Annotated in this window: 15 protein-coding genes; 7 read left to right on the top strand and 8 right to left on the bottom strand. The window is 67.0% G+C overall.

Annotated features, from left to right (window positions below):
• The first annotated feature begins 89 nt into the window (after positions 1–89).
• The 4 genes from ald (at position 90) to ABE960_RS13740 (ending at position 5664) form a co-directional block, all read left to right on the top strand.
• The gene (gene ald, locus ABE960_RS13755; RefSeq protein WP_349762873.1) at positions 90–1205 is read left to right on the top strand and encodes an alanine dehydrogenase; all 1116 of its coding nucleotides are present in this window, start codon (positions 90–92) and stop codon (positions 1203–1205) included.
• A 238-nt stretch (positions 1206–1443) separates the two neighbouring features.
• Positions 1444–2469, top strand: a complete 1026-nt coding sequence (trpS, locus tag ABE960_RS13750) for a tryptophan--tRNA ligase (RefSeq protein WP_349762872.1) — start codon at positions 1444–1446, stop codon at positions 2467–2469.
• Between the two features lie 174 nt (positions 2470–2643).
• Positions 2644–3852, top strand: a complete 1209-nt coding sequence (locus tag ABE960_RS13745) for a YeeE/YedE family protein (RefSeq protein WP_349762871.1) — start codon at positions 2644–2646, stop codon at positions 3850–3852.
• Between the two features lie 132 nt (positions 3853–3984).
• Entirely contained in the window at positions 3985–5664 is a 1680-nt protein-coding gene (locus ABE960_RS13740; protein ID WP_349762870.1) for an NAD-dependent malic enzyme, read from the top strand.
• Between the two features lie 84 nt (positions 5665–5748).
• Here ABE960_RS13740 and acnA read toward each other — a convergent pair whose 3' ends face one another.
• Entirely contained in the window at positions 5749–8493 is a 2745-nt protein-coding gene (gene acnA / locus ABE960_RS13735) for an aconitate hydratase AcnA (protein ID WP_349762869.1), read from the bottom strand.
• A gap of 185 nt (positions 8494–8678) precedes the next feature.
• On the opposite strand from acnA, the gene ABE960_RS13730 reads away from it, so the two are divergent.
• Positions 8679–8888, top strand: coding sequence for a zinc ribbon domain-containing protein (locus ABE960_RS13730; protein WP_349762868.1), 210 nt, complete (start codon positions 8679–8681; stop codon positions 8886–8888).
• A 150-nt stretch (positions 8889–9038) separates the two neighbouring features.
• Entirely contained in the window at positions 9039–9989 is a 951-nt protein-coding gene (gene trxB / locus ABE960_RS13725) for a thioredoxin-disulfide reductase (RefSeq protein ID WP_349762867.1), read from the top strand.
• 128 nt (positions 9990–10117) lie between these two features.
• Here the strand turns inward: trxB and ABE960_RS13720 are convergent, their stop codons facing one another.
• Complete coding sequence (locus ABE960_RS13720) at positions 10118–10363, bottom strand: SlyX family protein (RefSeq protein ID WP_349762866.1); 246 nt, start codon at positions 10361–10363, stop codon at positions 10118–10120.
• A gap of 99 nt (positions 10364–10462) precedes the next feature.
• On the opposite strand from ABE960_RS13720, the gene ABE960_RS13715 reads away from it, so the two are divergent.
• Complete coding sequence (locus ABE960_RS13715; protein WP_349762865.1) at positions 10463–10927, top strand: cold-shock protein; 465 nt, start codon at positions 10463–10465, stop codon at positions 10925–10927.
• A 109-nt stretch (positions 10928–11036) separates the two neighbouring features.
• Here ABE960_RS13715 and ABE960_RS13710 read toward each other — a convergent pair whose 3' ends face one another.
• The 6 genes from ABE960_RS13710 to ABE960_RS13685 form a co-directional block, all read right to left on the bottom strand.
• Positions 11037–11423, bottom strand: a complete 387-nt coding sequence (locus ABE960_RS13710) for a hypothetical protein (RefSeq protein ID WP_349762864.1) — start codon at positions 11421–11423, stop codon at positions 11037–11039.
• 7 nt (positions 11424–11430) lie between these two features.
• Entirely contained in the window at positions 11431–12603 is a 1173-nt protein-coding gene (dapE, locus tag ABE960_RS13705; protein ID WP_349762863.1) for a succinyl-diaminopimelate desuccinylase, read from the bottom strand.
• On the bottom strand, positions 12590–13615 hold the full coding sequence (gene dapD / locus ABE960_RS13700) for a 2,3,4,5-tetrahydropyridine-2,6-dicarboxylate N-succinyltransferase (RefSeq protein ID WP_349762862.1): 1026 nt from the start codon (positions 13613–13615) through the stop codon (positions 12590–12592). Before dapD ends, dapE begins: the two co-directional genes overlap by 14 nt.
• 42 nt (positions 13616–13657) lie before the next feature.
• The gene (locus tag ABE960_RS13695; protein WP_349762861.1) at positions 13658–13996 is read right to left on the bottom strand and encodes a Spx/MgsR family RNA polymerase-binding regulatory protein; all 339 of its coding nucleotides are present in this window, start codon (positions 13994–13996) and stop codon (positions 13658–13660) included.
• On the bottom strand, positions 13990–15195 hold the full coding sequence (gene dapC / locus ABE960_RS13690; RefSeq protein ID WP_349762860.1) for a succinyldiaminopimelate transaminase: 1206 nt from the start codon (positions 15193–15195) through the stop codon (positions 13990–13992). Before dapC ends, ABE960_RS13695 begins: the two co-directional genes overlap by 7 nt.
• A 112-nt stretch (positions 15196–15307) precedes the next feature.
• Positions 15308–17989, bottom strand: a complete 2682-nt coding sequence (locus ABE960_RS13685; protein WP_349762859.1) for a [protein-PII] uridylyltransferase — start codon at positions 17987–17989, stop codon at positions 15308–15310.
• Positions 17990–17991: the final 2 nt, after the last annotated feature.

Below are 17991 nucleotides of genomic sequence, written 5' to 3'. Positions count from 1 at the left end.
CTTGTTCTTGCTCGTGAGCCCTTCGTGGAACGACTGCCTGTGCTGTAATGGGGAGGAAACCTACCCAGCCACCTTCACAGGAGGATCCCATGCAGATCGCCGTGCCCAAGGAGATCAAGAACCACGAGTACCGCGTCGCCCTGACCCCCACCGGGGCCAGAGAACTGGTCGGCCGCGGACACCGGGTCACCATCCAGGCCGGGGCCGGCGAGGGTGCCGGCTTCCATGACGCCGCCTATGAGGCCGCCGGTGCCCACCTCGAGGCCGATGTGGCGAAGGTCTGGAGCGAGGCCGAGCTGATCCTCAAGGTCAAGGAGCCCCAGGCCGAGGAGGTCGCCCGCCTGTCGGCCGGCCAGACGCTCTTCACCTACCTGCACCTGGCCGCCGAACAGACCCTGACCCGTGGCCTGATGAAGAGCGGCGCCACCTGCATCGCCTACGAGACCGTCACGGATCGCCAGGGCGGGTTGCCGCTGCTGGCGCCGATGAGCACCGTGGCCGGCCGCATGGCCGTGCAGGCGGGGGCCCACAGCCTGGAGAAGGCCCAGGGCGGGGCCGGCGTGCTGCTGCCCGGCGTGCCCGGCGTGGCTCCAGCGAAGGTGGCCGTCATCGGTGGCGGCGTGGTGGGCGAGAATGCCGCCCGCATGGCGCTGGGCCTGGGGGCCGAAGTCACGGTACTCGACACGTCCATCCCGCGCCTCGAGACCCTGGATGACCGCTACCAGGGGCGCATGAAGACGGTCTTCTCCACCGCCGACGCCATCGACGAGGCGGTGCGCGAGTGTGACCTGATCGTCGGCGCCGTGCTGATCCCCGGGGCGGCGGCGCCCAAGCTGATCACCCGCGAGATGCTCGCCGAGATGAAACCGGGCAGCGTGCTGGTGGACGTGGCCATCGACCAGGGCGGCTGCTTCGAGACCAGCCGGGCCACGACCCATACCGACCCGACCTACCTCGTCGACGGGATCGTGCACTACTGCGTGGCCAACATGCCCGGCGCCGTGGCGCGCACCTCTACCCAGGCGCTGACCAACGCCACCATGCCCTTCGTCGCCGCCCTGGCCGACAAGGGCTGGAAGCAGGCCCTCGCCGATGACCCACACTTCGCGGCCGGCCTCAACATCCACGATGGCCGGGTGACCTACCAGGCGGTGGCGGACGCCTTCGGCCTGGAGAGCGTCGATCCCGCCAGCTTGGTGAAATAAGACAGCCTCGTTGGCTGGAGGCTCTGCGGCGCCGCCGACAGTGCGAATCGGAGGTCCTTTTCCAGGGATGGAAAAGGTAGCGCCCAGGGAAGGGTTCACAGCGCCTCCGCGATGGTCCGGCACCCCGGGCCCTGTCGCCGGTAAAGCCGCGGACAGGGAGGCCTTGCTCGCTCCGGTCGCCTTGGCCGGGGCCTCGCGTTACCATAGCGGCCATTTCCGACAGCAGAGTCCGCTTTCCATGAGTGCAGCTTCCGAGAAGACACGCGTTCTCACCGGCATCACCACCACCGGCACGCCCCACCTGGGCAACTACGTGGGGGCGATCAAGCCCGCCATCGCCGCGAGCCAGGACCCGTCCGTCCAGTCCTACTACTTCCTCGCCGACCTGCATGCGCTGATCAAGTGTCAGGACCCGCAGCGAGTGCAGGACTCGCGGCTGGAGATCGCCGCCACCTGGCTGGCGCTGGGGCTGGATACCGACAACGCCATCTTCTATCGCCAGTCGGATGTGCCGGAGATCCCGGAGCTGACCTGGATGCTCTCCTGCGTCTGCGCCAAGGGCCTGATGAACCGGGCCCACGCCTACAAGGCGGCGGTGGCCGAGAACGAGGCCGCCGGCAACCAGGACCCGGACAAGGGTGTCACCATGGGGCTGTTCGGCTACCCGGTGCTCATGGCGGCCGACATCCTGATGTTCAATGCCCACAAGGTGCCGGTGGGACGCGACCAGATCCAGCACATCGAGATGGCGCGCGACATCGCCGGACGCTTCAACCACCTCTACAAGGGCCAGTACTTCACCCAGCCCGATGCGGTGGTGGACGAGCGGGTGGAGGTGCTGGGCGGCCTCGATGGACGCAAGATGTCCAAGAGCTACAACAACACCATCCCGCTGTTCGTCTCGGAGAAGAAGCTCCAGAAGCTGGTCCGCAAGATCAAGACCAACTCCCTGGAGCCCGGTGAGCCCAAGGATCCATCGAGCTGCACGCTCTTCCAGATCTTTTCTGCCTTCGCGACACCCGACGAGACCGAGGCCATGCGCAGCGATTATGCCAACGGCATCGGCTGGGGCGAGGCCAAGAACCGCGTCTTCGAGCTCCTCAACGGGCAGCTGCGCGAGCCCCGTGAGCGCTACCAGGCGCTGATGGAGGACCCCGGCCATATCGAGCAGGTGCTGCTCAAGGGCGCCGAGCGGGCCCGCGCCGAGGCGGCCCCTTTCATGGACCGCCTGCGCCAGGCGGCGGGCCTCGGGCGCTTCGTCTAAGCGTCATCTGAGCGACGGCCATGGCCTCGGGCTGGCCCCCTGAGGGGTCGGCCCTTTTTTATGCCCGGATCGAATGAAAACCGTCCATTAGATGATTTCACGTTCTTCTCGGGATTCGTTAGTCTGCTCGTCTTCCCCGGGGCTCCCGGCCCAGATGATCCTGAAGGATTCGCCATGAGTGACTTTGCGCTGACCAGACGTCCCCGTCTTGCCCTGCCCGCCATCGCCGCCACTGGCCTGCTGCTCGGCGCCCTGGTGGTGGGGTCCGCCTTCGGCGTGCGCCTCGGGGCGCTGATGGCGGTGGGTGGTCTGCTCGGCATGGTGCTCTACCATGCCGCCTTCGGTTTCACCGCCGCCTGGCGGGTCTTCATCACCGAGCGTCGCGGCCGTGGCCTGCGCGCCCAGATGGTGATGCTGGCCATCGCCGTGGTGCTGTTCTTTCCGGCGCTCTCGGCCGGCAGCCTGTTCGGCCAGTCCGTCTACGGTTTCGTGGCGCCTATCGGTGTGTCGGTGGTCGTCGGTGCCTTCCTCTTCGGGCTCGGCATGCAGCTTGGCGGTGGCTGTGCTTCGGGCACCCTTTTCACGGCCGGTGGCGGAAATGCCCGCATGCTGGTCACTCTGCTGTTCTTCGTGGTCGGCTCGGTGATAGGCACCGCTCACTTCACCTGGTGGCAGAGCCTGCCGGCCTTCCAGCCGGTCTCGCTGGTGAAGAGCCTGGGCGCCACGGGCGGCATCGTGGTCAGCCTGGTGCTGTTCGCCGCCATCGCGGGGCTCACCGTGGTGATGGAGCGGCGTCGCCACGGCGGGCTGGAGCAGGTGTCCCGGATCGATGCCGGCAACCGGCGCTGGCTCACCGGGCCCTGGCCACTGCTGTTCGGCGCCGTGGCGCTGGCGCTGCTCAACTTCGCTACCTTGTCCCTGGCCGGTCGCCCCTGGGGCGTGACCTCTGCCTTCGCGCTCTGGGGCGCCAAGGGCTTCGAGTTCCTGGGAGGTGATGTCAGCCAGTGGGGCTACTGGCAATTCTCATGGAATGCGAACGCCCTCGAGGCCAGCGTGTGGGGAGATATCACCACGGTGATGAACGTCGGCATCATGGTCGGTGCCTTTATCGCGGCCTCCCTGGCCGGCAAGTTCGCCCCCAACCTGCGCATCCCGGCGAGGTCCCTGCTGGCCGCCGTGATCGGCGGCGTCCTGCTGGGCTATGGCGCCCGCCTGGCGTTTGGCTGCAATATCGGCGCCTACTTCGGGGGCATCGCCTCGGGCAGCCTGCATGGCTGGGTGTGGCTGGTGGCGGCCTTTGCCGGCAACATGCTCGGGGTGAAGCTCAGGCCCTTCTTCTTCGAGGGACAAGCCGCGCGGCTGCCAGCGGCGAAGGGCTGCTGAGCCTTTTGTCGCCAGCATCGCAGACGCCCCGGCCCAAGGCCGGGGCGTCCTCGTTTTCGGCGTGGTAGAGTACCTGTGATGGCGCCGACAGAGCGCCAACGGCACGTTCCTGTCACCGTATCGAGGCGAGATATGACCATCGAACAAAAGCGCCCCCTATTCATTCCCTATGCCGGTCCACCGTTGCTCGAGATGCCGCTGCTCAACAAGGGCAGTGCCTTCAGTCGTGAGGAGCGCCTGGAGTTCAACCTGATCGGCCTGTTGCCACAGAACGTGGAGACCATCGAGGAACAGGCGGAACGGGCCTATCGCCAGTACAGCCAGTGCCAGAACGATCTGGACAAGCACATCTACCTGCGTGCGATACAGGACGACAACGAGACCCTCTACTACCGGCTGGTCATCGAGCACCTCGAGGAGATGCTGCCGATCATCTACACCCCCACCGTCGGCAAGGCGTGCGAGGAGTTCTCCAACATCTACCGCAATCACCGCGGTCTCTTCATTGCCTACCCCGACCGCGATCGCATGGACGACATCCTGCACAGTTCCACCAAGGACAAGGTGAAGGTGATCGTGGTCACCGACGGCGAGCGCATCCTGGGGCTCGGCGATCAGGGGATCGGGGGCATGGGCATCCCCATCGGCAAGCTGGCGCTCTATACCGCCTGCGGAGGCATCAGCCCGGCTTACACCCAGCCGATCATGCTCGATGTGGGCACCAACAATCAGGCGCTGCTCGACGATCCCATGTACATGGGTTGGCGTCACCGTCGGGTCTCCCAGGAGGAATACGACGCCTTCATGGCGGAATTCATCGTCGCGGTGAAGCGTCGCTGGCCGGGCGTGCTGCTGCAGTTCGAGGACTTTGCCCAGGCCAATGCGCTGCCGCTGCTGGAACGCTATCGCGACGAGCTGTGCTGCTTCAACGATGACGTCCAGGGGACGGCCTCCGTCGTTGTGGGAACCCTGATGGCGGCCTGTCAGGCTCGTGACGAGGGGATCGGCCGACAGCGGGTGGTGTTCGTGGGCGCCGGCTCGGCCGGCTGCGGCATCGCCGAGCAGGTGGTGGTGACCATGCAGGCCGAGGGCTTGACCGAGAAGGAGGCGCGCTCCCGCGTCTACATGGTCGATCGCGAGGGGCTGGTCACCTCCGAGCAGGCCTGGCTTCGCGACTTCCAGGCCCGCCTGGCCCATGCCCCGGAGGAAGTGGCCGACTGGGATGGCCAATCGTTGCTCGAGGTGGTTCGCCGTATCGAGCCCACGGTGCTGATCGGGGTCTGCGGAATGCCGGGCATCTTCACCGAGGAGGTGGTCCGGGCCATGCACGCCAACTGCGAGATGCCGCTGATCATGCCGCTCTCCAACCCGACATCCCGGGCCGAGGCGGTGCCCGAGGACGTGATCCGCTGGACCGATGGTCAGGCCCTGGTGGCCACCGGTAGCCCCTTCCCGCCGGTGGAACACGACGGCCGCAGCATCCCCATCGCCCAGTGCAACAATGCCTACATCTTCCCGGGCATCGGCCTCGGCGTGGTGGCGGCCGGGGCAAAGCGTGTCACCGATGCCATGCTGATGGCCTCGTCACGTGCGCTGGCCCGCGAGGCGCCGCTAGTCAAGGAAGGGGTGGGCGCGCTGCTGCCGCCGCTCTCTCAAATCCGTGAGCTCTCTCAGATCATCGCCTTCGACGTGGCCGCCCAGGCTCAGGGAGAAGGCGTGGCATTGAAGACCAACGGCATCAAGCTGCGCGAGTCCATCGAGCGCAGCAGCTGGACGCCGGAGTATCGGGGTTATCGCCGCCGCTCCTACTGAATCGGAGTCGGGAACGGGCATGAAAAAGGCCCCGCCGGGCAACCGGCGGGGCCTATTTGCTGCTGTCGTGACGCTGCCTTCCGGTCAGGCCGACCCGATCATCTTGCGCAGCACGTAGTGCAGGATGCCGCCATGGCGGTAGTACTCCAGTTCATTGGCGGTATCTATGCGGCACAGCGCATCGAGCTTCTTCTCGCCCTTGTCGGAGGCGATGGTCACCTTGACCCGGCCGCCCGGGCTGAGCTCGGAGAGTCCCTCGATGGAGACCGTCTCGTCGCCGGTCAGGCCCAGGGTCTTGCGGCTCTCGCCCTCCGGGAACTGCAGCGGCACCACGCCCATGCCGATCAGGTTGGAGCGGTGGATGCGCTCGTAGGACTCGGCCAGTACCGCGCGGACCCCGAGCAGGCGGGTACCCTTAGCGGCCCAGTCGCGGCTGGAGCCGGTGCCGTACTCCTTGCCGGCGATCACGACCAGCGGCGTGCCTTCCTGCTGGTATTGCATGGCAGCATCGTAGATGGCCATCTGTTTGCCGGAGGGTACGTGACGCGTCTCGCCGCCGACCACGCCGTCGAGCATCTCGTTCTGGATGCGCACGTTGGCGAAGGTGCCGCGCATCATGACCTCGTGGTTGCCGCGCCGCGAGCCATAGGAGTTGAAGTCCACCGGCTTGACGCCGCGCTCCTGCAGGTAGCGCCCTGCGGGGCTGTCGGGCTTGATGGAGCCGGCCGGGGAGATGTGGTCGGTGGTCACCGAGTCACCCAGCATGGCGAGCATCCTGGCGTCCTTGACGTCCTCGATGGCGTCAGGGGTGCGGCCCATGCCCTCGAAGAAGGGCGGGTGCTGGATGTAGGTGGACGCATCGGACCACTCGTAGACCTCACTCTGCGGCACGTCGATGGACTTCCAGACGTCGTCGCCGTCGAAGACCTCGGCGTACTCCTTGCGATACATCTCGGTCTTGACCTGCTCCACCGCCTTGGCGATCTCGGCCTGCGAGGGCCAGATGTCGGAGAGATAGACCGGCTGGCCGTCGCTGCCGGTGCCCAGCGGCTCCGTGGAGAGATCCGTGCGCACGTTGCCGGCCAGGGCATAGGCCACCACCAGGGGCGGCGAGGCGAGCCAGTTGGTCTTGACCAGCGGATGCACGCGGCCCTCGAAGTTTCGGTTGCCCGAGAGCACCGAGGCGACGGTCATGTCGCCGTCGTTGATGGCCTTCTCGATGGGGTCGGCCAGCGGCCCGGAGTTACCGATGCAGGTGGTGCAGCCATAGCCGACCAGGTTGAAACCCAGCGCATCCAGGTCATCATCGACGCCGCCGGCGGCCAGGTAGTCGGTGACGACCTTGGAGCCGGGCGCCAGCGAGGTCTTGACCCAGGGCTGGGTCTTCAGGCCCTTGGCGAGGGCGTTACGCGCCAGCAGGCCGGCGGCCATCATCACGCTGGGGTTGGAGGTGTTGGTGCAGGACGTGATGGCGGCAATCACCACGGCCCCCGGGTCGAGCCTGAAGCTCTTGCCGTCGAGGTCGACGTCCTGGCTGGTGGGGTGCTCGTAGCTGTTCTCGACGCCCACGGCGGTCTGGCCGCCCTCGGATTGCCACTTGCCCTGATCTTCCTCCGAGGCCTTGTTGTCGCCGTCGCCCAGCAGCGTCTCGAAGGTGGTCTTCATGTCCTTCAGGGCGACCCGGTCCTGAGGGCGCTTGGGGCCGGCCAGGCTGGCCTCGACCTCACCCATGTCCAGTGCCAGGGTGTCGGTGAAGATCGGCTCGTCGCCGGTCTCGCGCCACAGGCCCTGAGCCTTGCTGTAGGCCTCGACCAGTGAGACCTGGTCGTCGTCGCGACCGGTGAGGCGCAGGTAGTTGAGGGTCTCGTCGTCGACCGGGAAGAAGCCGCAGGTGGCACCGTATTCGGGCGCCATGTTGGCGATGGTGGCCCGGTCGGCGAGCGGCAGGTCATCCAGGCCGTCACCGTAGAACTCGACGAACTTGCCGACCACGCCGCGCTTGCGCAGCATCTGTGTGACGGTCAGCACCAGGTCGGTGGCGGTGATGCCTTCCTTGAGCTTGCCGGTCAGCTTGAAGCCGACCACCTCGGGAATCAGCATCGACACCGGCTGGCCGAGCATCGCCGCTTCGGCCTCGATGCCGCCCACGCCCCAGCCCAGCACGCCCAGGCCGTTGATCATGGTGGTGTGGGAGTCGGTGCCCACCAGGGTGTCCGGATAGGCGAAGGTCTTGCCGTCCTCTTCCTTGGTCCACACGGTCTTGCCCAGGTACTCCAGGTTGACCTGGTGGCAGATGCCGGTGCCAGGCGGCACCACGCGGAAGTTGTCGAAGGCCTGCTGACCCCAGCGCAGGAACTCGTAGCGCTCGTGGTTGCGCTCCATCTCGATGGCGACGTTGTCCTTGAACGCAGCGGGGTTGCCGAACTTGTCGACCATCACCGAGTGGTCGATGACCAGGTCGACGGGCGACAGCGGATTGATGCGCTCGGGATCCTCGCCGAGCTTGGCCACCGCGGCGCGCATCGAGGCTAGGTCGACCACCCCCGGCACGCCTGTGAAGTCCTGCATCAGCACGCGTGCTGGACGATAGCCAATCTCCCGGGTGGAACGGGCCTCCTGCTGCCAGTCCACCAGCGCCTGCATGTCCTCTCGGGCGACGCTCTCGTCATCGGCGAAACGCAACTGGTTCTCCAGCAGTGTCTTCAGCGTCTTGGGCAGTCGTCCAATGTCGCCGAGCGCCTCGGCGGCCTTGGGCAGGCTGTGGAAGTGGTAGGTCTTACCGCCGGCATCCAGTGTCTGCAGGGTATCCGGTATGGGCTCGTTGCTCATGCTGTCAGTCCTCCTGTCGCATCGCGGGGAGTGAGGTTCACCGTCCTGGTACCTCCTTGGTATTTGGTCATGATAGAAGGCGTTTTCAAGCACCGCCCCTGGCCGTCGGTCGCGGGGCGCCCTTGAAATGGCGGGCCCGTCACTCCATATTGCGGCAACACGGCAGGCTGGCGGCGGAAGATCGAATGAACGAGGAAGACCTCGAATCCCATGGGGTGAATTGCCCCTACTGCGACACCCCATTTGACCTGCTGGTCGATCTTTCCCAGGGCAGCCACGCCACCTGGGAGGACTGCCCGCGGTGCTGCGCCCCGATCCAGCTGCGCATCGAGGTGTCGCCGGTCAGCGGCGAACTCAGCTCGCTCGCGCTGGGGCGCGACGACGACGTGCTCTAGCCAGCGCTTGTCGTGCCGGCGATGCTCTACGGGCTGGCCCGACGGGCCGGCAGGGGGCACCATGGACACCGTCCAGCGGCCTGCGCCATGTCGGCATGTGTCGGCATCGCCCAGTCCACTGTGCCATTCCCGACTCCACGAGGTCATCTCATGAGCGAAGCGCGTCACGAACGCCTGATCATCCTGGGCTCCGGTCCCGCCGGCTACACGGCTGCCGTCTATGCGGCCCGTGCCAACCTCAAGCCCCTGCTGATCACCGGCATCCAGGCCGGGGGCCAGCTGACCACCACCACCGACGTCGACAACTGGCCAGGGGACGATGCCGGTGTCCAGGGCCCCGAGCTCATGGAGCGCATGAAGCGCCATGCCGAGCGCTTCGATACCGAGGTGCTCTTCGACCATGTCCACGAGGTGGAGCTGCGGGACCGGCCCATCACCCTCAAGGGTGACAACGGCACCTACACCTGCGACGCCCTGATCATCGCCACCGGCGCCAGTGCCCGCTACCTGGGGCTCGACTCGGAGCAGGCGTTCATGGGGCAGGGGGTCTCGGCCTGTGCCACCTGCGATGGCTTCTTCTACCGCAAGCAGGAGGTCGTGGTGGTGGGCGGGGGCAACACCGCCGTGGAAGAGGCGCTCTACCTCTCCAATATCGCCTCGAAGGTGACCCTGGTGCATCGCCGCGACGGCCTGCGGGCCGAGAAGATCCTCCAGGACAAGCTGTACGAGAAGGCGGAGAACGGCAACGTGGTGCTCGAGTGGAATCAGACCCTCGACGAGGTGCTGGGCGACAACAGCGGCGTGACTGGCGTTCGGCTTCGCTCCACCGAGACCGGCGAGACGAAGGAGCTGTTGGCGCCGGGAGTCTTCATCGCCATCGGCCACAGCCCCAACACCGGCATCTTCGAGGGGCAGCTCGAGATGGCCGGCGGCTACATCACCGTCAAGTCAGGACTCGAGGGCAACGCCACCGCCACCAGCGTGCCGGGCGTGTTCGCCGCCGGCGACGTCATGGACCATGTCTATCGCCAGGCCGTGACCTCCGCCGGCACCGGTTGCATGGCGGCGCTGGACGCCGAGCGCTACCTGGACGAGCTGTAAGCGCGAACCCCAGGCCTGTTGCGGCGTATTCGGCGACAGGCCCCGGGGTGCCGGCCCATGGAGGAGGCACTGTGAACCCGTCCCTGGGCTATCTGTCACTGGGCTAACTACTCATGGTGCGGCGGCAGTTAATAGTGCGGCGGCAGTTCGTCCTTGGGGCGAGGAGTCGCCGTGTCGCTGTCCTGCAGCGCCTGTCGCTGGTCGCGCAGCCGCTCCTGCATCAGCGCATTGATCCGCTCGAGCCGTGTCATGCGTTTTTCCTGGTCGGCAATGGCCGCGTCCAGAGTGTCGAGCCAGTGCTCCTGGTAGGCGATCCGGCTTTCCAGGGCCTCCTGGCGGCGTGCCAGTTCCTCAGGCGTCGTCTCATCGCTCATGATAGAATCCTTGCGCTGCGTGTCACCATTCAACGTGACACCCTCATGCATGATGGTCCCTTTCTTCCTTTCACCACTATCAGAGAGTTTTACAGGTCCATGAATAGAAAGGTCGTGTTTCGTTGCAGTCTCATCAGTCTGTTGCTGGCCGCGCCGGCCCCGTTGCTGATTGCCCTGTTCGTCTACCTCACCGGCGGCCTGCTGTCCCGTGAGCTGTTTACCAGCCTCGAGGTCGGCGGCGTGGCCGTGGTCTATTTCGCCGCCGTGGTGGCGGTCTTCCTGCTGCTGCTGATCGCCACCCTGTCGGTCAATGCGCTGACGCCGCAGCTGGTCAACCTGGCCGAGGTCGAGGACGACGATCGCGAGATCGGCGAGGTCAAGTGGTTCAACGTCAACAAGGGCTACGGCTTCATCACCCGGGACGATGGCGAGGATGTCTTCGTGCACTTCCGTGCCATCCGCGGGCGTGGGCATCGTACCCTGGCCGAGGGCCAGAAGGTGCGCTACCACATCATCCAGAACGAGCGGGGGCTGCAAGCCGACGACGTCACGGTGATTACCTGAGTCGAAGCGCCTGGGCCATCGCTCGGCAGCTTCTGGCTTGGAAACACCTCTGGATGCAAGCCTTTAGACGCATCGCCCCGCTTCGGCGGGGCGATGTCGTTTCTGGGCCTCACTGCCCGGAATCGGGCCAGTCGATGGCCTGCTCGGTGCCATCGGGCAGTACCTGCAGGAAGCGGTCCGGGTCGTCTCCAGGCTGCCAGCCTCCCAGCGAGCAGCGGACCTCGCAGCCCAGGCGCGGGGCGGCCTCCCGGGCGCACTCCGTGTCTGTGGCCCAAGGCGTATGCGGGCTGTCGAGCCACAGGCTGGCGAAGCCGTCGGCGGCCTTCTCCATCAGCAGCACCGGCACCTCCGCCTCGCCCCGCCGTCCGCGGGTGCGCCACTGCCGCTTGCCGGCGGGCGCCAGTGGTTCGGCCCCGATGGCCTGGTGCAGCCAGGCATCCAGGCGCTCGATGTCGCCGCGGGCCAGATAGATCTCGATATCGGGATAGGATTCCATGGGCGCCTCAGGGTCGTGTCGTGCCGTCGACGAACAGCCTGGCGAGGACCGCCTCGTAGACCCGGCTGAGGTCGTCGAGATCGGCGGCCAGCACCCGCTCGTTGACCTGGTGGATGGTGGCATTGCAGGGGCCGAGCTCGACCACCTGGCTGCCAAGGGTGGCGATGAAGCGTCCGTCGGAGGTGCCCCCCGAGGTGGAGAGTGTCGGTTGATACCCCATGGCATCCTCCACGCCGGCCACCGCGGCCTCCACCAGTTCCCCTTCGGCGGTCAGGAAGGGTTCGCCGTTGAGCGTCCAGTCCAGCTGGTAGTGCAGGCCATGGGCATCGAGCATCGCCTCGGTGCGAACCTTGAGCTGCTCGTGGGTCACCTCGGTGGAGAAGCGGAAGTTGAACACCACCTCCACATCGCCGGGGATGACATTGGTGGCACCGGTGCCCGAGCGGAGGTTGGAGATCTGGAAGCTGGTGGCGGGAAAGAAGGCGTTGCCGGCGTCCCAGTGCTCACGGGCCAGGGCGTCGAGTGCTGGCATCGCCTGGTGGATTGGGTTGCGCGCCAGGTGGGGGTAGGCCACATGCCCCTGGACCCCCCGGACGTGCAGCACGCCGCCCAGGGAGCCACGCCGGCCGTTCTTGATCACGTCGCCGAGACGGTCGGTGGAGGAGGGCTCGCCGACGATGCAGTAGTCGAGGCGGTCGTGGGTCTCGCGCAGGTGCTCGACCACGGCGCGGGTGCCGTCGATGGCCGGGCCCTCCTCATCGGAGGTGATCAGGAAGCCGATTCGCCCGTGGTGGTCCGGATGAGCCGACACGAAGCGCTCCACCGCGGTGATCATCGCCGCCAGGCTGCCCTTCATGTCGGCGGCACCGCGCCCCCTCAGCATGCCCTCGTCATCGATGCAGGGCTCGAAGGGTGGGAAGTCCCAGCGGGTGTGAGGGCCGCTGGGGACCACGTCGGTGTGGCCCGCGAAGGCCAGCAGCGGGCCATGGTGGCCACGGGTCGCCCAGAAGTTCTCCACGTCCCCGAAGGGCAGGCGCTCGACATGGAAGCCGAGCGCCTCCAGGCGCTCGATCATCAGCGCCTGGCAGCCCAGGTCATCCGGCGTTACCGAGGGGCGGCGGATCAGCTCGAAGGCGAGCGCCAGGGTCGGCGAGAGCCCTTGCGCCTCAGTTGTTGGCATGCAACGCCTCGTTCAGTGCGATGGCGCTCTTGTTGGTGAGGCACTCGATGCGCCCGTTCTGGGAGTTGCGACGCAGCAGCAGGTCGTCCTGGCCGGCGAGGTCGCGGGCGGCCACAGTGTCGGCGACCTGGCCCTGGTCGTCGAGCACGGTGACCTTGGCCCCGGCGGTGATGTAGAGGCCGGCCTCCACGGTGCAGCGATCCCCCAGCGGGATGCCGATACCGGCATTGGCGCCGATCAGGCAGCCCTCGCCGACCTTGATGACGATGTTGCCGCCTCCGGAGAGGGTGCCCATGGTGGAGCAGCCGCCGCCGAGGTCCGAGCCCTTGCCGACCATCACGCCGGCGGAGATGCGACCCTCGATCATGCCCGGCCCCTCGGTGCCGGCGTTGAAGTTGACGAAGCCCTCGTGCATCACCGTGGTGCCCTCGCCGAGGTAGGCCCCCAGGCGCACCCGGGCGGTGTCGCCGATGCGTACGCCACTGGGCACCACGTAGTCGGTCATCTTGGGGAACTTGTCGACGCAGTCCACGGAGAGCGGGCGACCCTCCAGGCGGGCCTTGAGGCGGCGGGCCGGGAGCTCCTCGATGTCGATTGCCCCCTCGCTGGACCAGGCGATGTTGCGCAGCAGGCCGAACATGCCGGTGAGGTCCAGGCCGTGGGGCTTGACCAGGCGATGGGACAGCAGGTGCAGCTTGAGGTAGACCTCCGGGGCGCTCTGGGGCGGGGTGTCCACGTCGAGGAATATCGCCACCAGCGGCCGCTGGCTGGCCGCCAGGGCGTCTGCCAGCTCGGCCTGTTCCGGGTGGCCGGCGGCCTTGAGCGCAGCGGCCAGTTCGCCGCAGTGCTCGGGCAGGAAGCTGACCGCGGCATTGCCGTCGGGGGCGTCGAGCACCTTGGCGGCGGCGGCCACCAGGCTCTCATCCGGGTCGAGCAGCGGCGCCGGATAGTAGATCTCCAGCCAGTCGCCCTGGGTGTTCTGGGTGCCGATTCCGAGTGCAAAGCTCAGCATGGGAAGGTGTCCTTTGAAAGCGTGGGGGAGGGGCCTTAGCCCCTAGAGTGAGTCGTAGTCGCCGTCGCGGTAGCCGACGCGGATCTCGCCGCCGGTGTCGAGCAGCGGTCGCTTGAGCAGGGTGGGGTGCGAGAGCAGTAGCTCGCGGGCCGTGTTGGCATCGAGGTCTGCCTTGTCGGCATCACTCAGCTGTCGCCAGGTGGTGCTGCGCTTGTTGAGCGCCTCCATGATCGGCACCCGGTGCAGGATGTGTTCCAGCAGCGGTGCCGAGAGGCCATCCTCGCGCAGGTCATGGACCTGGTAGGGAGTGCCCTTACCCTCCAGGGCCTTGCGGGCACGGCGGCAAGTGTCGCAGTTCTTGATCACGTAGAGCGTCAGCATCGGGGACTCCTCTCGATGAAGCGGCGGATCCGGCGCGCGGCCTCGGCGGTGGCCTCCACCTCGGCCACCAGGGCCAGGCGCAGGCGCCCGGCGCCGGGATTCACGCCATGGCGTCCCGGGCGTCCCATGTAGCTGCCTGGCAGCACGCCGACGTTCTCCTCGGCGTAGAGGGCACGGGTGAAGGCCTCATCATCACCGCCGGGCACCGCCGGCCACAGGTAGAAGCTCGCCTCGGGGGTGGGGAAGTCCAGCACCGGGGCGAGGATCTCGGTGACCACGGCGAACTTCTCGCGGTAGGCGTCGCGGTTGGCCCGCACGTGGGCCTCATCGCTCCAGGCGGTGATCGAGGCGTGCTGCAGCGGCAGCGACATGGCGCAGCCGTGATAGGTTCGAAAGCGCTTGAAGGGCGCGATCAGGCTGGCGTCACCGGCCACGAAGCCCGAACGAAGTCCCGGCAGATTGGAGCGTTTGGAAAGCGAGTGGAACACCAGGCAGCGCCGGTAGTCGTGGCGACCCAGGCGCGCACAGGCCTCGAGGAGCCCCGGGGGTGGTGTTGCCTCGTCGAGATAGAGCTCGGAGTAGCACTCGTCCGAGGCGATGATGAAGTCATGCTCGTCGGCGAGCTCGATCAGCCGTTCGAATTCCGCCAGCGGCGTCACCGCACCGGTCGGGTTGCCCGGCGAGCAGAGGAACACCAACTGGACGTCGCGCCAGGTCTCGGCCGGCACCGCATCAAGATCCGGGCGGAAGTCTGTCTCTGCGCCGCAGTCCAGATAGAGCGGCTGGCCGCCGGCGAGCAGGGTCGCCCCCTCGTAGATCTGGTAGAAAGGATTGGGCATGGCCACCCGGGCGGGGCGAGTGCGGTCCAGTGCCGCCTGCACGAAGGCGAAGAGTGCCTCCCGGGTGCCGTTCACCGGCAGCACCTGGTGCTCGGCGTCGAGGCCCGCCAGCCCGAAGCGCAGGGTCGCCCAGTCGGTGATGGCGCGGCGCAACTCGGGGATGCCGGCCGTGGCCGGGTAGCGGGCGAAGGCCTGCTGGTGGGCATGGAGCGTCTCGAGCGCGGCGGCGTAGGGCGCATGCTGTGGCTCGCCGATGGTCAGCGGGATGGGCGATAGCCCTGCGGGCGGCGTCACGCCGGCCTTGAGGGCCGTGAGCTTCTCGAAGGGGTAGGGCTTGAGGGCGTCGAGATCGGGGTTCATGGCGGCGTCGTTATCCGTTATGACCCTCGTGCGGGGTGAGGCACGAGGGCAGGGAGGGCGTAGATTATAGGGAACCCCCGGTGTGGCCTCAAACGCCGGGCGTCCCGGAGCCTCACTCGGGGACGGACAGGACCTCGATGAGGCGCTCGCGCAGCTGCTGCTGGCGCCCCGGATCGGTGAGCGGTGCGCCGGCCTTGTCGGTGATGAAGAAGACGTCCTCGACCCGCTCGCCGAGGGTGGCGATCTTGGCCGCCGACAGCGCGATGTCCTGCTCCATGAAGATGCGCCCCACCCGGGCCAGCAGGCCGGGGCGGTCGGGAGCGACGAGCTCGAGCAGGGTGCGGTCATTGGCCGGGTCCTGCTCGATGCTGACCTCGGTGGGCACACGGAAGTGCTTGAGCTGGCGCGGCGTGTGCCGGGTGACGATCTGCGGGTAGTCGTCCGGGTCGTCGAGCTCCTCCACCAGGTGGCGGCGGATCGTCTCGATGCGGTCGCGCTCGCGGATCGCCTGACCATGATCGTCCAGCACGATGAAGGTGTTCAGCGTCCAGTCGTTGCTGGACGTGGCGATGCGGGCATCGTGGATCGACAGCCCCAACTGGTCCATAGCGGCGGCGGTGGCGGCGAAGAGGTCGTCCACGGAGCGGGTGTGGATGAAGACCTTGGTGCCGCCCTCGGCCATGTCGTTGGTGGGGGCGTTGATCAGGATCAGCGGCTGCTGACTGTCTCCGTGATCGAGTATGCCCTGAGTCTGCCAGGCGATCTCGCTGGGCGCGTACTGCAGGAAGAAGTCCTCTCCCAGTGACTCCCAGAGCTGGTCGACCCGCGTCATGTCGGCGCCCACCGTGGCCAGCAGCGAGTGGGCCTCGCTGCGAGTCTCCTGCACCCAGTCGTTGCGTTCCAGCGGGTTCTCCAGACCGCGGCGCAGGGCCCGCTTGGTCTCACCGTGCAGCTGGCGCAGCAACGAGGCTCGCCAGCCGTTCCACAGGGTCGGGTTGGTAGCATTGATGTCGGCCACCGTCAGCACGTAGAGGTAGTCGAGGCGGGTCTCGTCGCCCACCAGGCGGGCGAACTCGGCGATCACGTCCGGGTCGGAGATGTCACGCTTCTGGGCCACCATGGACATCATCAGGTGATGTTCCACCAGCCAGCTGACCAGGCGGGTGTCGCGGCTTGAGAGCCCGTGGCGCTCGCAGAACTGCTCGGCATCCCGGGCGCCCAGGGTCGAATGGTCCCCTCCGCGGCCCTTGCCGATATCGTGGTAGAGCCCGGCGATCCAGAGAAGCTCCAGTTTGGGCAGCTGGTGGATCAGGTTGGCGGCCACCGGGAACTCCTCCCGGGCCTCGGGCTTGCGAAAGCCGTGGATGCACTTGAGCAGTCGCAGGGTGTGGGCGTCCACGGTGTAGATATGGAAGAGGTCGTGCTGCATCAACCCCACGGCCTGGCCGAACTCGGGCAGGTACTTGCCGAGCAGGCCGTAACGGTTCATGCGTCGCAGCTGGCGGGCGACGTTTCCGCCGGAGCGCAGCAGGGCCATGAACAGGCTCTGGTGGCGGAGGTCGTCGCGATAGAGGTCGTCGATCTGGTGGCGGTTGTCACGGATCAGGCGGATGGTGGCGGCGCGCACCCCTTCGATCTCCGGGTGCTCGGCCATCAGTAGGAAGAGCTCGAGCAGCGCCGAGGGACGCCTGTGGAAGACGTTGCGTGAGCGGGCCTGGATGTAGCCCCCCTTGATCTCGAAGCGCTCATTGAGCGTCACCGTGGGGAGCGCCTGGCCAGCATGCAGGATGGCCTCGTCGAAGTGCTGCAGCAGCATGTCGTTCAGCCCGGCCAGTGCCGTGACATGGCGGTAGTAGCGCTTCATGAACTGCTCGACGGCCAGTCGCTCTGGGGTGTCGCGGAAGCCGAACAGCTCGGCGATGGTGCGCTGATGGTCGAACAGCAGTCGGTCCTCGGGCCGGTCGGTGAGGGTGTGCAGGGCATAGCGTACCTGCCAGAGAAAGGCCTGGCCCTGGCTGAGGATGCGCAGTTCGGCGTCGTTCATGAAGCCGCCGGCGACCAGATCCTCGTAACGTTGAGTGCCGAAATGGCGCTTGGCCACCCAGCCGATCATCTGGATGTCGCGCAGTCCGCCGGGCGAGCTCTTGATGTTGGGCTCGAGGTGGTACTCGGAGTTGTTGTAGCGGTAGTGGCGGCTGATCTGCTCCTGCCACTTGGCCTCGAAGAAGCGGTCCGCCGGCCACAGCCGGTCGGTGGCGAGTCGAGCGTGCATCGCCTCGCGCAGCTTCTCGGGGCCTGCCAGGGTGCGAGTCTCGAGCAGGTTGGTGATCACCGTCACGTCGGCGTCGGCCTCGCGTTCGCAGTCGGCGAGCGAACGCACGCTGTGGCCGATCTCCAGGCCGATGTCCCACAGAAAGGTGATGAAGGCGGTCAGCGGCTCCCGGTAGGGGGCATCATCCTCATGCTCGAGCAGCAACAGCAGGTCGACGTCGGAATGGGGGTGCAACTCGCCGCGGCCATAGCCCCCCACGGCGAGCAGTGCCACACCGTCATCGGGCCAGTCGTGCTGCTCCCAGGCGATGGCCAGCAGACGGTCCAGGCACCAGGCTCGGCCGTGCACCAGATCGCGGATATCGGCGCCGGCGCGGAAGCGTTCGTCGAGGCGGGCCTGGATGCCGCGCAGTGCCGACTTGAAGGGGGCGATGGGGGAGCGGTCGCCGGTGAGCTCGGCCCGGAAGGCCTCGACATCGAAGAGACTGTCGTCGGGGACGAAGCGATAATGGTGCAGCAGCATGG

Origin of the sequence: Halomonas aquatica (genome assembly GCF_040196335.1) — a bacterium.
GTDB classification, from domain to species: Bacteria; Pseudomonadota; Gammaproteobacteria; order Pseudomonadales; family Halomonadaceae; genus Halomonas; species Halomonas aquatica.
Note: the sequence above shows the minus strand (reverse complement) of the source record. Positions and strands in the feature narration are given on the sequence as shown.

Coding starts and splice junctions, on each gene's coding strand:
- ald (WP_349762873.1), top strand. CDS start 90: ATGCAGATCGCCGTGCCCAAGGAGATCAAGAACCACGAGTACCGCGTC.
- trpS (WP_349762872.1), top strand. CDS start 1,444: ATGAGTGCAGCTTCCGAGAAGACACGCGTTCTCACCGGCATCACCACC.
- ABE960_RS13745 (WP_349762871.1), top strand. CDS start 2,644: ATGAGTGACTTTGCGCTGACCAGACGTCCCCGTCTTGCCCTGCCCGCC.
- ABE960_RS13740 (WP_349762870.1), top strand. CDS start 3,985: ATGACCATCGAACAAAAGCGCCCCCTATTCATTCCCTATGCCGGTCCA.
- acnA (WP_349762869.1), bottom strand. CDS start 8,493: ATGAGCAACGAGCCCATACCGGATACCCTGCAGACACTGGATGCCGGC.
- ABE960_RS13730 (WP_349762868.1), top strand. CDS start 8,679: ATGAACGAGGAAGACCTCGAATCCCATGGGGTGAATTGCCCCTACTGC.
- trxB (WP_349762867.1), top strand. CDS start 9,039: ATGAGCGAAGCGCGTCACGAACGCCTGATCATCCTGGGCTCCGGTCCC.
- ABE960_RS13720 (WP_349762866.1), bottom strand. CDS start 10,363: ATGAGCGATGAGACGACGCCTGAGGAACTGGCACGCCGCCAGGAGGCC.
- ABE960_RS13715 (WP_349762865.1), top strand. CDS start 10,463: ATGAATAGAAAGGTCGTGTTTCGTTGCAGTCTCATCAGTCTGTTGCTG.
- ABE960_RS13710 (WP_349762864.1), bottom strand. CDS start 11,423: ATGGAATCCTATCCCGATATCGAGATCTATCTGGCCCGCGGCGACATC.
- dapE (WP_349762863.1), bottom strand. CDS start 12,603: ATGCCAACAACTGAGGCGCAAGGGCTCTCGCCGACCCTGGCGCTCGCC.
- dapD (WP_349762862.1), bottom strand. CDS start 13,615: ATGCTGAGCTTTGCACTCGGAATCGGCACCCAGAACACCCAGGGCGAC.
- ABE960_RS13695 (WP_349762861.1), bottom strand. CDS start 13,996: ATGCTGACGCTCTACGTGATCAAGAACTGCGACACTTGCCGCCGTGCC.
- dapC (WP_349762860.1), bottom strand. CDS start 15,195: ATGAACCCCGATCTCGACGCCCTCAAGCCCTACCCCTTCGAGAAGCTC.
- ABE960_RS13685 (WP_349762859.1), bottom strand. CDS start 17,989: ATGCTGCTGCACCATTATCGCTTCGTCCCCGACGACAGTCTCTTCGAT.